The following is a 14565-nucleotide window of genomic DNA, read 5'->3' on the forward strand; positions in this document are numbered from 1 at the left end:
CGCCATCACATCATCTGCGCTGCGCGGCCAGCATCCGGATTACGGCAGCGTTCACCAGGATCAGGATCAGCGCCGAGAAGAGCAGCAGCGCGACCTGGGCCGGGAGGAGCGCGATGCCCAGGCCGATCGCGAGCACCGGGATCGCAAGTCCGGCGTACGCGATCAGGAAGAGGGCGGCCAGGACCTCGCCGCGGGAAGACGGGTCCGCGAGCGAAGCGGCCGTTGCGACTGCGCCGCGGAAGACGAGGCCCACGCCGGCGCCGGCGACGATGCCGCCGATGACGAACAGGTACAGGTTCGGGAGGAGACCGCCGACCGCCACGCCCACCAGCCCGACGGACATCGCCACCAACCCGAGGCGGAGCTGAGCCGGGCGGGAGAGGCGGACGAAGACGGCCTGGCTCGCGGCACCCGCGATGAAGACGGCGAAGGTGACGACACCGGCGAGCAGGCGAGATGTGTGGTGCAGGACGCCGGCCAGGAACGTCGGCGCCAGCGACGTGAACAGACCGAAGATCGCGAACGCTGCGAAGGCGCCGATCGCGGACGCGAAGAAGAGCGGACGGGCGGACGAGGGCAGCGCCACCCGCTGCGGCCGGTACGCCGGACGTTCCTCCAACCGCTCCACGGTCTCGGGCACCAGCGCGATCCCCACCGCGCTGATCAGCAGCAGCACCAGGAAGATCTCGTACGGGCGCTCCAGCGGCGACGACACGTACTGCGCCAGCAGTCCACCCACGAGCGGACCGAACGCCAGCCCGCCGAGGTTCACCATGCTCGAGATCAGCGCGGACCGGCTCGGGTCCTCACCGGGACGCGCGACCTGCCGCAGCTCGGACAGATGGGCGGTCGCGGTCGCCGTCAGTACGCCGACGCCCACCCCGCAGATGAACCGAGCCACAAGCAGCCCGGGAACCTCCGGCCAGATCAGGAAGATCGCCGCCGACAACGCCTCCGCGAGTACGGCGAGCAACGCGACCCGCCGCCGCCCGAGCCAGTCGCTGACATGCCCCGCCAGGTACAGCGACGCCATCACCCCGACCGCGTAACTGGCGAAGATCACCGTGATCACGTACGTCGGGAAGCCGTCGCGCTGCTGGTAGATCGCATAGAGCGGAGTCGGGATCGTCGAGAAGGCCATCGTGGTGAGGAAGGCCGCCGCGATCACCCAGAATCCAGGGGCATGAGCGAACCGGATCCGTACGCCGGCCCGCGAAGACGTCATGGTGGACATGTTTCCAGCGTGCCGCGCTCCATCTATCGAGTCCAACGAAAGTTCTTGCACGCTCTTATCGCCAGAACCGATAATTGAGTCTGTGGACAGTCGCCAGCTGGAGTACTTCGTCGCCGTCGCCGAGGAACTGAGTTTCACCCGCGCAGCGCACCGGCTGTTCACGGTGCAGTCCACGGTCTCGGCCGCCGTACGCGCACTCGAGACCGATCTTAAGACGACCCTGTTCGATCGCTCGACCCGGCGCGTCGTGCTGTCGGCGGCCGGTCAGGCGTTGCTGCCCGAGGCGAAGGCCGCACTGGAGGCGTTGGACCGCGCGCGGGCAGCGGTCGAGGAGGCGTCGTCGGGGTTGCGCGGCAGCATCCGGATCGGAACGCTGGCGCGGCTCAGCCTGGTGAACATGGCCGAGCTGCTCGGGGCGTTCCATCGCAAGTACCCGTTGGTCGAGGTGCAGGTCGCAACCTCGCCGACCGGATCCACCGGCCTCGCGGACGACGTACGGCACGGTCGTCTGGACATCGCGTTGCTCGGGCTGCCGCGTCCGGAGTTGTCCGGCCTCGAGGTCCGCGACATCGCCACGGTTCCGTTCGTGGCGCTGGTCCCGTCGTCGCATCCGCTCGCCGAGCGCACCGGCATCGGACTCGACGAGCTGGCCGCCGAGCGGTTCGTGGACATGCCGGCGGGATTCGGGAACCGGAAGATGGTCGACCGGGCCTTCGACACGATCGGGACGCCCCGGCGGATCCAGGTCGAGGTACCGGAACTGACCACGATCCCGGACTACGTTCGGGCCGGTCTCGGCGTCGGCGTCGTACCGGATCTCGAACTGGCCGAGGAGCCTGGCGTCGCCAAGCTGGCGATCACCGGCGCGGAGCTCACCTGGACGTTGTCCGTGGTGACGATCGCCGGACGGCGACCGAGCAGGGCGGTGAGCGCCCTGCTCGATCTGATCGGCGAATCGACCCGGCCGGAAGGTCCGTACTTCTAGGCGGCCCAGATCTTCCAGTCGGACAGTTCGTTGAAGCGGCGGAGGGCGGCGACCCCGCTGAGCCAGCCGAGCCAGGCGGCGTACGGCGGGTTGGACTCGTCGAACCCGCTCATCACGAAGGTGAGCCGGGTCTTCCCGTCGGACTCGGCGAGCTCCCAGGTGCTGATTCCGGCCGGACCCCAGTCCATCGACATCGTCCGGCCCTCGACCAGGTCGACGATCTCCACGCCCGGGCCGGCGTCGAACCCGCCCATCGCGAACCGGCCGCCCTTCCGGAGGTCGATCTCGACCGGATACCCGAACCAGGCCGACGCCTTCTCGGAATCGGTCAGCGACGAGTACACCTCGGCGACCGGTGCGTCGATCAGCGCCTCGCCCTCGAAGACCGGTGAGGTGAAGTCCGGCCTGGTGGTGAGCTCGCGACCCTCGAGATGGTCGACGAGGTTCGCGAGCGCCAGCGACCAGAAGGTCTGCAGTACGCCGCGGATGTTCGCGCCGCTGATCGCGTCCGCGAAGTCGAAGCCGGTCTGCGACAGCTTGACCACCGTCGCGTCGTCACCGTCAGGTGCCAGCGTGATCTCGGTGGTGGTCTCCTCGCCGCCGAGTGTCCACGCCAGCGTCAGCGTGCTCCCGTCGTACCCGAGGACCCGCTGGTGCGGCGCGTCGCCCTCGGGGATGTAGCGGCCCCAGAACTCGAACGTGCCGGGCAGGTCGACGGTCGAGTGCTCACCGAGCCAGAGGTTCAGGGCCTTCGGATCGGTCAGCGCCTGCCGGACGTCGTCGATGCCGGCCTTGGCGCGCACTTGCAGGACAAGTGGTTCAGTCATTGCTTCGATCTCCCTTGGGGTAGCAGGCCACCGCGAGCTTGAAGGCGTCGCCCTCACTGCCGCCGTAGCGCTCGAAGAGGTCCTGCAGCGTGCCGCGCAGGTCCTCGAAGAACTCCCGCCGCCGGTCCGGTGGGACCCGGATCTCACCGGACACCCCGATGGACGGCAGCTCCGGAGCCGACCTGTCCAACGCGGCGATGTCGGTCTGGACCTCTTCCATCAGGTCCAGCACGTAGCCGAGGCTCAGCTCGTCGCGGGTCCGGCGGAGTCCGCCGATCCGGCCGACGAGCGTCGGGGACAGCCAGTACGAACGGGCTGTCGCCTGGTAGATGCCCTCGCGGATCCCGCGCACCTTGCGCTCGTCCACCTGGGTCACCAGTCCCGCCTCGACGAGGCGCTTCACGTGGTAGTAGACGCGCTGTGGAGTCTGGCCGAGCTGCTCGGCCACCTCGCCGCAGGTCGCCGGCTCGGCCAGCCGGCGCAGCACCTCGATCCGTTGCGGCTTGAACAGGGCCTCGGCCTGCTCGAGCTGTTCCAGGTGCATCACGTCCCTCATCACACAAAGAATTTTGTACGTAAAAAAGTTCTTTGTCAATCACGAGATTTACATCACTCGGGAATGTAAATGGGCCGGCGTTCGTTGCCAGAAGTGCTTGGTGATGCGTCACCGAGCAGACACCCAAGACCTGGGGGCCTTTGCTACGGATCGTCCGGCACGTTCCTGCCGGCGAAGGAAAGGAAGCGCGACATGGCAACTGTCTCGTTCAAGGGAGCCACCCGGGTCTACCCGGGCACCGACATCGCCGCGGTCGACAAGCTCGACCTGGACATCGAGGACGGCGAGTTCATGGTGCTCGTCGGGCCGTCCGGGTCCGGGAAGTCGACGGCGCTGCGGATGCTGGCCGGGCTCGAAGAGGTGAACGAGGGAGCGATCTTCATCGGCGACCGGGACGTGACCAACGCCCCGCCGAAGGAACGCGACATCGCGATGGTGTTCCAGAACTACGCGCTGTACCCGCACATGTCGGTGGCCGACAACATGGGCTTCGCCCTGAAGATGCAGGGCATCCACAAGGACGAGCGCGCCCAGCGCGTGCAGGAGGCCGCGAAGTTGCTCGGTCTGGAGGAGTACCTCGACCGCAAGCCGAAGGCCCTGTCCGGCGGTCAGCGCCAGCGCGTCGCGATGGGCCGCGCGATCGTCCGGAACCCGCAGGTGTTCCTGATGGACGAACCGCTGTCGAACCTCGACGCCAAGCTGCGCGTCCAGACCCGCACCCAGATCGCTGAGCTGCAGCATCGGCTCGGTGTCACGACCGTGTACGTCACCCACGACCAGGTCGAGGCCATGACGATGGGCGACCGGGTGGCCGTCCTGCGCGATGGCGTGTTGCAGCAGGTCGACACGCCGTTGAACCTGTACGACAGGCCGCGGAACAAGTTCGTCGCGGGCTTCATCGGCTCGCCGGCCATGAACCTGATCGAGGCCGAGATCGTCGAGGGCGGCGCGAAGATCGGCGACTACGTCGTACCGATCGCACGCGACGTACTGGCGAAGGCCGGCGACGACAAGACGCTGACGCTGGGTATCCGGCCCGAGGCGTTCCACCTCGCCGACGAAGGGCTGCCGGTGAAGGTCGCGGTGATCGAGGAGCTCGGATCGGACGCGTTCCTGTACGGCACCGCGGAACACACCGACGAGAAGCAGCAGATCATCGCCCGGATCGGCACCCGGCTGCACAACGACAAGGGCACCCTCGTCCATCTGGCCCCGGACGCCGACAAGTTGCACCTGTTCTCCACGTCGACAGAGGAGCGCCTCGTCGTTTGATCCCCTCCCTTCTGCTTCTGGCTTGTAGTTTGACCTTGTGGGTCATTGGGAGAAGGACGCACCAGGTGTGATGGAGCTGCCGTCGGGTCGGCTCGTGCGCGGACGCGGTCTGCGGCACGGCCCGGCGGCAGATCCGTTTCCGACGTACGGCGTGTATCTGCTCGGCAAGGAACCGCCGCCGGACGTGCCGTGGGAGACGCACTGGATCAAGTGGCCGGACTTCCGGCTGCCCGTGGATCGCCCGCAGGCGTTGGCGACCTTTCGCGAGGCGTTGGAGCGGACCGGGACCGGACGGGTCGAGTTCGCGTGCGGCGGTGGACGGGGGCGGACCGGGACAGCGCTCGCGTGTCTCGCCGTACTGGACGGGCTGCCTGCGGATCAGGCCGTCGACTACGTACGTCGGGGTTACGACAAGCGCGCGGTGGAGACGCCGTGGCAGAAGCGGTACGTGCTAAATCTGTTGACCCAGAGCTGAGGCATCGAGTTGGGTCGAGGCGTGACCATCGAGCGGAGCAATCCCGACGGACTGCATGCGACGCCTGGGTATCACCACGTGACGCGGGTGCAGGCGGACACCTTGGTCTACCTGGCCGGGCAGTGCCCGTTGCAGGCCTCCGGGGAGTTGGCCGCGGGCGGTCTCGAAGGGCAGACCGCGCAGGTGATCGCGAACATCCTCACCGCACTGAAGTCGGCGGGTGCCACGCCGGAAAACGTCGTACGCACGGTGATCTACGTGGCCAGCTCGGACCGCGACGAATTGGGCGCGGTGTGGGCCCAGCTCAACGAGTCGCCCCTCGCCCCGGCCTTCACGACCGCGAGCACGCTGCTCGGCGTCGCCCAACTCGGCTTCACCGGCCAACTCGTCGAGATCGACGTGACGGCGGCCCTGTGATCGTTCCCGCCGAGGTTGTCGACTACGACCCGCGGTGGCCGCTCTGGTTCGCGGACATCCGCGCGCGCCTGACGCCGTACCTCGCCGAGCTCCCCCACGTCTGCGAGCACGTCGGCAGCACCGCCGTACCCGGTCTGGCGGCGAAGCCGATCATCGACGTCGACATCGTCGTCCCTTCTCCCTCGTTCGTACCGGCGGCGATCTCAGGCTTGAAGGCAGCCGGCTACCGCCACGAGGGCGACCAAGGGATCCCCGGCCGGGAGGCGTTCGCGCTGCCGCCGGACGCGGTCCACTACCACCATCTGTACGTCGTTGTTGAAGGCAACAAGGCGCATCGGGACCACGTGGTGCTGCGTGATCATCTGCGCGCGGACGCGGCCGATCGCGAGCGGTACGCGGCCCGCAAACGCGAGCTGGCGCACCTGCTCACCACCGACCGCACCGCGTATGTCGACGGCAAAGGCGCGTTGGTCGAGGAGCTGATCGCTAGAGCTGGTGGTTCGGCTGCAGACGACGGGTCGGGTCGTAGCGGCGCCTGAGCGCGACGAGCCGCTCGTAGTCGTCGTACGCCTCGGCCACCTCTTCGTCGCTGAGCTTCGCGAAGGTGAAGTTGAGGGCCCGGCCAACGGTTGATGAGGCCCACGGATCGAGCACGTCCCGGCCCGCGTCACCCTTGCCCGGGGTGAGGACGGTCAGCGAGTACGCCGCATCGCGGTGACCGACCGCGTTCGGGATCTCCGGCTGCCGGGCGAGCGCGCCGCCGAGGTGCCGGATGGCGATCACATACATCCGCGATGCACCCGGACCGGCGAGCTCTGGCAGTGTCTCGAGCGCATCGAGGTCCTTCAGCAGCACGTTGAGGGAGGTGTAGCTGTCGGGGCGCTCCGGCTCCGCGAAGATCTGCCCCGAGTCGACGTAGGGCAGCTCCCCCACGGTGTCGAGGACCGGCTTGCCGATCGCCCGGAGCGGTTCGATCAGCTCCTCGCCACGGTCGCCGAGGATCGCGAGCTGCACCTGCCCGACATACTTGCCGCGCAACGGCGCCGGCACCTGCGGGATGTTCGGCATCGGCAGGATCGCGATCGCCGATGTGACCTCATCCGGCACGGACCTGGTCCACTCCCTCCACACCTCGGGCACCGTCGGGTGCTCGGCGAGGTCGAAGTACAGGCTGCCGCCGAACAGCGTCGGTACGTCGAAGAGGTCGATCTCGATCCCCGTCACGACACCGAAGTTCCCGCCACCGCCCCGCAGCGCCCAGAACAGATCCGGGTCCTCCTCGGCGTTGCGCCGTACGCCGTCCGCGGTCACGACCTCGATCCGGCGAACATGGTCCGCGGCGTACCCGAACCGTCGCGCCATCAGCCCGAGCCCACCGCCCAGCGTGTACGAGATCGCGCCGACGCCGGGTGCACTGCCGGAAAGCGGCGCGAGACCGTACGGCGCGGTTGCGTCGAGCACGTCCCGCCAGGTCGCGCCTGCCTGGACCCACGCCGTCTTGCGCTCCGCGTCGACCGTCACGCCGTTGAACGCACTGGTCGCGATCAGCACGCCACCGTCGATCCCCTGCGTCAGACCGTGCCCGGCCGCCTGGACGGCGATGCGCAGATCGTGGTCGACCGCGTACAGCACAGCCTCCTCGATGTGGGCCGTGCTCGTCACCGGAAAGATGGCCGCGGGCCGGTGCGGGTCTCGCCGCTGGAACCCGAGCCGGGCCTCGTCGTACCCCTTACTAGTCGTCGTCAACATCATGCAGATCACGCTAGATGCTCTTGCGGACACATCTTGTCCTCAAGGCATGATTTCTGCGTGAGTGCTCGCAAGGAGATGCCCGGTCGGATGCTGCGGCTGCTGTCGCTGCTGCAGAGCCGGCGCGAGTGGTCCGGCCACGAGCTCGCCGACCGGCTCGGCGTCACCGAGCGCACGGTACGGCGGGACGTCGAACGGCTCCGGTCCCTCGACTACCCGGTGACCGGCACGACCGGCACCGCGGGCGGGTACCGGCTCGGCTCCGGTACGCATCTGCCACCGCTACAGCTGGACGACGACGAGGCGATCGCCGTCGCGCTCGGACTGGTCGGCGCGGCCGGTGGCGGAGTGAGCGGGATGGCGGAGAGCTCGATGAGCGCGCTGGCCAAGCTGGAGCAGGTGCTGCCCGCGCGTCTCCGTCCCCAGCTCGCGGCAGTGGGCTCGGCAGCGGAGGCGATCCCGCGACCCGGCGTACCGCAGGTCGATCCGGACGCTCTCGCCGTACTCGCACGCTGCTGCCGCAACCACGAGATCGTTGCCTTCGACTACCACGGCCGGCAGCGCGGTACGACGCGACGCCGGGTGGAGCCGCATCAGCTGCTGACGTTGTCGTGGCGGTGGTACCTGCTCGCGTTCGACCCCGGACGCGACGACTGGCGGATCTTCCGCGTCGACCGGATCACTTCCGTGAGTCCTGCGTTGCACCGCTTCACGCCACGGGTGCTGGACGGGCCCTCCTACCTGCTGGAGTCGTTCGTGTCGGCGCAGTACGAGCACACGGTCGTCTTGACGGTCGAGGCGTCGTCGGTCGACGTGACCTCGACCTTCGAAGGCGTCGTCCGCGGCATCGTCGAACCGCTCAGCCCTTCGTCGTGCAAGGTCCGCTTCAGCGCGGACTCCCCCGCGATGCTGCTGACACAGGTAGCCGCGATCGCTCACCTCGGTTCCTTCACCGTCGACCAGGCGACCCCGGAAACCGCCGCACTCATCACCCAGACCGGCGAACGCCTCACACAGGCGTTCGCCGGGTTTCGTTAGGCAACAATCAGGCCGATGCCGAGGGTCAGTACGCCGATCGCGAGGGACATCGCGCCGAGCCAGAGGATCCACAGGAACTGGTTCGGCGCGGTGCGGTCCTTGCCGGCGGACGAGGCGAAGAAGCCACCGGACATCAGAATCGCGGCGACCGGGATCCCGAGCCGGCCGACCCACAACCAGAAGCCGGTCAGACCGGTCTGGTCGACGTACAGCAGTCCGACCAGACTGAAGATCACGAGTACGCCGGCATGCGCGTGACCGGCCCGTGCGAACGACTTCTGGAACCCGGTCATCGGGACCTGCCCGCGGACGATCTTGGTCATGAAGTAGCCGCCGAACTCGATCGTCACGACGGTGAGCAGGATGACGCCGGCGATGACGCGGGATGCGTCGGTCATGCGTAGACCTCTTCTTTGACAGGCGCGGTTGCGCGGGACGTGCGCGCTACCCAGAGGGCAACGGCGAGGTACAGGATCTGTTCGGGGATGCGCTGCCAGAGCGGGGTCGCCTCGCCGCCCGCGAACGGGATGTGTGCGACCGCCGCGTGGATGTTGGCCGGCAGCAGTCCGACGAAGAGTGCGGCCAACGCGTAGCCGGCGAGCATCCGGGTCGCGGAGATCACCAGGCCGGCGGCACCGAGCAGTTCGAGTACGCCGGTGAGGTAGACGAGCGCGTCGGCGTACGGCAGGAACGGCGGGACCATCCGCACCATGTCGGCGTGGTTGGGCATCACCGTCACGCTCGCCGGGACGAAGTGTGCGCTCGCGGTCAGCACCAGCATGACCGCCATCGCGTGTGCGGCGGCGACCGGCCAGGTCGTGAACCGCCGGACGCCGAGGGCACCCAGCGCCCGGAAGCCGACGGTGCCCAGGATCAGTACGAGCGGGATCATCCGACTCGCCTCCTTATGGATAGTTCAGGTATCCGCTTATGGATACTGATACTATCCATCACAGACAACAGGAAGGCAAGCGATGCGAATCGGGGAACTCAGCAAGGCCACCGACGTCCCGGTGCCGACCATCAAGTACTACCTGCGGGAAGGCCTGCTACCTGCCGGCGAACTCAGTAGCCCGAACCAGGCGTCGTACGGCGACACCCACGTCCGCCGGCTCCGGCTGATCCGCGCACTGATCGAACTCGCCCAGGTTCCGGTCGCCACGGTGAAGGAGATCCTCGAGTCGCTCGACTCCGACACCGAGCCCCTCCACGAACAGATCGGCCGCGCCCATCGCGCACTCACGCCGACCCGCCGCCTGTCCGCGACCGACGACGCCCGGGCCGCCGCGACCACTCAGGTCACCGACCTCATCGCCGACCGCGGCTGGTCCATCGACCCCGAGGCGCCCGCGCTCGCCACACTCATCGACACCGTCGCCGTGCTCCGCACCCTCGGTCAGGACAACCTCGTCGCCCACCTCGACACCTACGCCGACGCGGTCGAACGCTTCACCCAGTTCGAGATCGATGCCGTCACCGCGAACCCGACCCGCGACCAGCTCGCCGAATCGGTGGTCATCGGCACCGTCCTCGGCGAAACCCTGATCGCCTCACTTCGGCTGCTCGCCCAGGAGTCCATCTCCGCGGACCGCTGGAAGAACCGCTAGCAGTCGCCGAGGAGTCCCGGGAGGAGCTTCGTCATCACCTTGTGCAGAGCACGGCGTTCGGTCTCGGTCAGCGGGTCGAACACCAGTTGGCGAACTCGTTCGACATGTCCTGGCGCGGCCTTCACGAGCTCGGCGTGCCCCTCTGACGTGAGGATCGCATTGGTGAAGCGGCCGTCGTCCGGGTCGGGTTCACGCCGTACCAGGCCGCGATTTTCCAGACGGCGAATGAGGTGGGACAGCCGGGAGAGCTCGGAGTTGGTCAGGATCGCGAGCTGACTCATCCGCATCGTGTGATCGGGCTGATCCGAGAGGCCGGCCAGGACGTAGTACTCCAGGAAGCTCAGGTTGGAATCGCGCTGCAACTGCTCGCCGAGCGCACCCGTGAGCAGCGACATGACGAACTGCAGCGTCCTCCAGGTCTCCAGCTCGTCGGGCGTCAGCCAGCGAGGCTCGGCGGCCTCCCGCGCCGCTTCGGTCCCCATGGCTGCAGCATAGCCACCGGTGTAGTGGCTTGAATATTCATGTATCGTGATCGGTGACATGAACATTCAAGTCAACCCCTCTGAAGGAGTCGTCGCCATGAGCGACCTGAAGATCGCGATCATCCTCGGCAGCACCCGCCCCGGGCGGAACGGAAAGGCGGTGGCCGACTGGGTCCTGTCCCAGGCCCAGCCCCGGACCGGCGCCACCTACGAGTTGATCGACCTCGTCGACTACCCGCTGCCCCACCTGGACGAGGCCGTGCCGCCGTCGGCCGGGCAGTACGCCGGCGAGCACACGAAGGCGTGGGCCGAGAAGATCGCGGCGTACGACGGGTTCGTGTTCGTCACGCCGGAGTACAACCACTCGACGTCCGGCGTACTGAAGAACGCGATCGACTACCTGTACGCCGAGTGGAACAACAAGGCCGCCGGCTTCGTGTCCTACGGCTCCCTCGGCGGGGCGCGGGCGATCGAGCATCTGCGCGCCATCAGCGCGGAGCTCCAGATCGCCGACGTACGTCAGCAGCTGTCGTTCTCGCTCTTCACCGACTTCGAGAACTTCTCCCAGTTCCGCCCCGGCCCGCAGTACGCCGACCAGGCAACCATCCTGTTCGACCAGCTCGAGTCATGGTCAGCTGCCCTCAAGCAACTCCGCGTCGGCCAGCCGGTCGCCGCATAACCATCGCCGTCCGGGTCACTCACCCGTCGTGCGCCATGTCCACGAACCGTGAGTAGTGCCCCTGGAAGGCAACCACCACATCCGCAGTCGGCCCGTTCCGGTGCTTGGCAACAATAAAGTCCGCCTCCCCGGGCCGGGTCGACTCACGCTCGTACGCATCCTCCCGATGCAACAGAATGACAACATCGGCATCCTGCTCAAGGCTGTTATGTAAGGAGATTCCATTAGCCACGAAGTTGTGGGTGCCTAGGACTGTTGCGTCGTACACCTCTTGGTCGCCGAGGCTTTCGACCGAGGTGATGGTGTCCCAGAAGATGTCGTTGGTGGCGAGGACTTCGAGGTCGGCGTTGTCGAGGATGTCGGCGACCTTGGCGAGGCGCTGTCGGCTCGGGGCGTGCTTCCACATCGTCGAGCCGCAGAACTGCGTCCCCAAGGCGGCCGCGAACTCCCGGTGCGTGACGTTGCGGTCGACAAGCACCTCGCGAACCTGCGACCAGACCTCCTTCGGAACCGTGTCGAGGTTGGTGTTCGCCTTCACGCCCCGCAGAGCCGCCGCGACTTCCAGCGCCTTCAAACCCCGAAGGCCGTGTACGCCGATGCCGTCGCAGAACCGCAGCTGGTTCTCAGCGCCGTAGATGTGTAGGTGGTACGAGTCGCGGTATCCCGCCTTCTTCGCCGTCTTGATGCGGCTGAAGATGTTGTGGCGGAGGAGGAGGCGGGCCAGGTCGTCGACGAGGCGGTGGCTGGTGCTGGCGTAGTAGATGCGCGCCTGACCGGTCTTCTCGTCCCAGCGGACGGAGCCGTCGGTGGCCCAGAGGTGGCGGATGAAGTGCGCCACCTGTTCCTTCGGGAGGCCGAACACCCCGTCAGGCACGAACTTCTCGTGGCTGCGCAAGCCGAACAGACCGAGGCCGTCGAGCCAGGCTGCGATCGGGCTCCGTTTGCCGCGGGCCAGCCGGTACGGCGCCGGTAGGTGAAGCGTGGTGACCCGGGCGGCGGCGTACTCGTCGCGGATTGCGGTGATACCGAAGCGCCGGTGTGCCGCCTCAGCGACCGCGGTCAGGTTGGCCTCGTCGATGCTCGCGTACCGGATCGGCTGCCGCTTCACGAACGAGCCGTCGCCCAGCAAGTGAGCAAGCAGCGTGATCTCGTCCTCGTCCCACGGCTTGACGTCGAGTGGAGCCGGAACGTGCCGGAGCGAACCCACACGAGCGCCCGGCGTCAGCTCCCCCAGTGGTTTCCATCCGTTGTACGTCAGGAACGGGTGGTTCGCAGTGGCCTCGATCTCCCGGCCGGACGCCAGCTTTACCCGGAACACCTCCTTCACCCCACTCGGGAAGGCGTGCGTCAACGTGCGCGGCACCAGCTTCAGCCGGTCGTCGAGCGACCAGACCGGGATGTCCCGCGCGTCCGTGGCGAGCAGCTCACCGAGCGAGATCTCCGCGCCGGTATCGGCCCTCATCAGCCGGGTGTCCGCCGTCAGGCAACCCGATTCGCGGAGGTCGGAGGCCATGGGGCGTTTGTCGGAGCGTTGTTCGGAGCCTCGGTTGAGCTGGCAGATGGCGACTACGGGGAGCTCGAGCTCCTTGGCGAGGAGCTTGATGGAGCGGGAGAACTCGGAGACTTCCAGCTGGCGGGACTCGACCTTCTTGCCGGACGTCATCAGCTGGAGGTAGTCGATGACGATCAGTTTGAGGTCGTGGCGCTGTTTGAGGCGGCGGGCCTTGGCGCGGATCTCCATCATCGTCAGGTTCGGCGAGTCGTCGATGAACAGCGGGGCCTCGGAGACCTCGCCCATCTTGCGGGCCAGGCGGGCCCAGTCCTCGTCGGTCATCTTGCCGTTGCGCATGTGGTGCAGCGGGACCTTCGCCTCCGCCGACAGCAGTCGCATGGTGATCTCGTTGCGGCTCATCTCCAGCGAGAAGATGCACGAGGTCAGGCCGTGCTTGATGGACGCCGACCGGGCGAAGTCCAGACCCAGCGTCGAGTTGTGGGTCGGGATCATCGTCTTGCCGGCCAGGTACAGGTGGTCGGGGTTGTCGACCTCGACGCAGCGCACCGGCACGCTGTCGACCGGGTCGACCCACTCGAGCCGCCGCTCGCCCTCGCCGTGCAGCGCGGCCGGGAAGCCGTGCCCGGTGATCTGCCGCGGCGCCGACCCGGGGATCGGCGGTGTCAGCCCGGGACTCGCCGACATCGCCGTGTACAGGTCGGCGGTCGTGCAGACCACCGGGCGGCCGCCGTCCTCGACGCGCCACTGGTGCTCGGCGTCGGCGACGATCGTGCTGCCGTCGGAGAACGACAGCCGGAAGCACGGCCGGTCCACCATCACCTCGGTCGCCGCGACGACCGTGGTCGGCAGCCCGTCGGCGTCCAGCAGCTGGTCGCCGACCGCGACCTCGGCCATCGTGGTCCAGCCGGCCGGCGTCGGCAGCGGGGTGTCGAGCGCGAGCGCCTTCCCCATCGCGGGACGGGCGGCGACGATGATCATCTGGCCGGGGTGCAGGCCGTTGGTCAGCTCGTCCAGGTCGGTGAACCCGGTCGGTACGCCGACCATCGCGTCACCGCGGGAGTCGATCGCCTCGATCTCGTCGAGGGCGCCCTCCATGATGTCCTTCAGCGGCGCGTAGTCCTCGGCGGTCCGCTTCTCGGTGACGGAGTAGATCTCGGCCTGGGCCTCGTCGACGACGTCGTCGACCTCGCCCTCGCCGGCGTACCCGAGCTGGACGATCTTGGTGCCGGCCTCGACCAGGCGGCGCAGGATCGCCTTCTCCCGGACGATGTGCGCGTAGTAGCTGGCGTTGGCCGCGAGCGGGACGGACGCGACCAGGGTGTGCACATACGGCGCGCCGCCGATCCGGGTCATCTCGCCGCGCTTGTTGAGCTCGGCCGCGACCGTGATCGCGTCGGCCGGCTCACCCCGTGCGTACAGGTCGGTGATCGCGTCGAAGACGGCCTCGTGCGCCGGGCGGTAGAAGTCCGTGCTGCGCAGATTCTCGATCACGTCGGCGATCGCATCCTTGCTCAGCATCATCGCGCCGAGCACACACTGCTCGGCCGCGAGATCCTGGGGAGGGGTGCGGTCGAAGCCCATCTCCGGACGCCGCTCTTCGTGGCCGCCGTCCTGGCCCCCGCGGAACTCCGCCACGCTCACTTCGTCCGACCTCCTCGTCCGCCCGCTGCCCAGCCACCGCCGGCCGGTTTCGAACACCTGCTCGAATCCTAGCCAAGCCCACCGACAGTT

At 67.8% G+C, this 14565-nt stretch carries 16 protein-coding genes; 8 read left to right on the top strand and 8 right to left on the bottom strand.

Annotated elements, in window-relative coordinates; translation table 11 throughout:
- Positions 1-10: 10 nt before the first annotated feature.
- Complete coding sequence (locus tag EV137_RS16505; protein ID WP_134129897.1) at positions 11-1234, bottom strand: MFS transporter; 1224 nt, start codon at positions 1232-1234, stop codon at positions 11-13.
- An 82-nt stretch (positions 1235-1316) separates the two neighbouring features.
- On the opposite strand from EV137_RS16505, the gene EV137_RS16510 reads away from it, so the two are divergent.
- Positions 1317-2219 carry a LysR family transcriptional regulator gene (locus EV137_RS16510; protein ID WP_134129898.1) on the top strand — a complete coding sequence of 301 codons (903 nt, stop codon included), beginning with the start codon at positions 1317-1319 and terminating at the stop codon, positions 2217-2219.
- Here the strand turns inward: EV137_RS16510 and EV137_RS16515 are convergent.
- The gene (locus tag EV137_RS16515; protein ID WP_134129899.1) at positions 2216-3046 is read right to left on the bottom strand and encodes an SRPBCC family protein; all 831 of its coding nucleotides are present in this window, start codon (positions 3044-3046) and stop codon (positions 2216-2218) included. The genes EV137_RS16510 and EV137_RS16515 overlap by 4 nt on opposite strands.
- Complete coding sequence (locus EV137_RS16520) at positions 3039-3602, bottom strand: ArsR/SmtB family transcription factor (RefSeq protein WP_134011626.1); 564 nt, start codon at positions 3600-3602, stop codon at positions 3039-3041. The genes EV137_RS16515 and EV137_RS16520 overlap by 8 nt, the downstream gene beginning before the upstream one ends.
- Positions 3603-3794: 192 nt before the next feature.
- Here EV137_RS16520 and EV137_RS16525 point away from each other — a divergent pair, with 192 nt between their 5' ends.
- The 4 genes from EV137_RS16525 to EV137_RS16540 are packed head-to-tail and all read left to right on the top strand — an operon-like array spanning position 3795 to position 6305.
- Positions 3795-4874: an ABC transporter ATP-binding protein gene (locus EV137_RS16525; RefSeq protein WP_134011624.1), complete on the top strand. Its 1080-nt coding sequence runs from the start codon at positions 3795-3797 to the stop codon at positions 4872-4874.
- 37 nt (positions 4875-4911) lie between these two features.
- Complete coding sequence (locus EV137_RS16530; RefSeq protein WP_238175369.1) at positions 4912-5349, top strand: phosphatase domain-containing protein; 438 nt, start codon at positions 4912-4914, stop codon at positions 5347-5349.
- Positions 5350-5370: 21 nt separating this feature from the next.
- Positions 5371-5766, top strand: a complete 396-nt coding sequence (locus EV137_RS16535) for a RidA family protein (RefSeq protein WP_134011622.1) — start codon at positions 5371-5373, stop codon at positions 5764-5766.
- Positions 5763-6305, top strand: coding sequence for a GrpB family protein (locus EV137_RS16540; protein WP_134129900.1), 543 nt, complete (start codon positions 5763-5765; stop codon positions 6303-6305). Before EV137_RS16535 ends, EV137_RS16540 begins: the two co-directional genes overlap by 4 nt.
- Here EV137_RS16540 and EV137_RS16545 read toward each other — a convergent pair.
- Positions 6253-7518, bottom strand: a complete 1266-nt coding sequence (locus EV137_RS16545) for an FAD-binding oxidoreductase (RefSeq protein WP_134129901.1) — start codon at positions 7516-7518, stop codon at positions 6253-6255. The genes EV137_RS16540 and EV137_RS16545 overlap by 53 nt on opposite strands.
- A gap of 57 nt (positions 7519-7575) precedes the next feature.
- On the opposite strand from EV137_RS16545, the gene EV137_RS16550 reads away from it, so the two are divergent.
- Positions 7576-8553, top strand: a complete 978-nt coding sequence (locus tag EV137_RS16550) for a helix-turn-helix transcriptional regulator (protein WP_202871017.1) — start codon at positions 7576-7578, stop codon at positions 8551-8553.
- Here the strand turns inward: EV137_RS16550 and EV137_RS16555 are convergent.
- Together EV137_RS16555 and EV137_RS16560 are read right to left on the bottom strand one after the other, a co-directional pair.
- Entirely contained in the window at positions 8550-8951 is a 402-nt protein-coding gene (locus EV137_RS16555) for a hypothetical protein (RefSeq protein WP_134011616.1), read from the bottom strand. The genes EV137_RS16550 and EV137_RS16555 overlap by 4 nt on opposite strands.
- Complete coding sequence (locus EV137_RS16560; protein ID WP_134129902.1) at positions 8948-9445, bottom strand: DoxX family protein; 498 nt, start codon at positions 9443-9445, stop codon at positions 8948-8950. The genes EV137_RS16555 and EV137_RS16560 overlap by 4 nt, the downstream gene beginning before the upstream one ends.
- Positions 9446-9527: 82 nt before the next feature.
- Between EV137_RS16560 and EV137_RS16565 the strand changes: the two genes are divergently transcribed.
- The gene (locus tag EV137_RS16565; protein ID WP_134129903.1) at positions 9528-10160 is read left to right on the top strand and encodes a MerR family transcriptional regulator; all 633 of its coding nucleotides are present in this window, start codon (positions 9528-9530) and stop codon (positions 10158-10160) included.
- On the opposite strand, the gene EV137_RS16570 is transcribed toward EV137_RS16565, so the two are convergent.
- Positions 10157-10642: a MarR family winged helix-turn-helix transcriptional regulator gene (locus EV137_RS16570; protein ID WP_134129904.1), complete on the bottom strand. Its 486-nt coding sequence runs from the start codon at positions 10640-10642 to the stop codon at positions 10157-10159. The genes EV137_RS16565 and EV137_RS16570 overlap by 4 nt on opposite strands.
- A 97-nt stretch (positions 10643-10739) precedes the next feature.
- Here EV137_RS16570 and EV137_RS16575 point away from each other — a divergent pair, with 97 nt between their 5' ends.
- A complete protein-coding gene (locus tag EV137_RS16575; protein ID WP_134011608.1) occupies positions 10740-11321 on the top strand; it encodes an NADPH-dependent FMN reductase in 582 nt (193 codons plus the stop codon).
- 19 nt (positions 11322-11340) lie between these two features.
- Here EV137_RS16575 and EV137_RS16580 read toward each other — a convergent pair whose 3' ends face one another.
- Entirely contained in the window at positions 11341-14475 is a 3135-nt protein-coding gene (locus EV137_RS16580; protein WP_445991792.1) for a replicative DNA helicase, read from the bottom strand.
- Between the last annotated feature and the right edge of the window lie 90 nt (positions 14476-14565).

The sequence above is a fragment of the Kribbella pratensis genome, from assembly GCF_004366075.1.
Lineage (GTDB): Bacteria > Actinomycetota > Actinomycetes > Propionibacteriales > Kribbellaceae > Kribbella > Kribbella pratensis.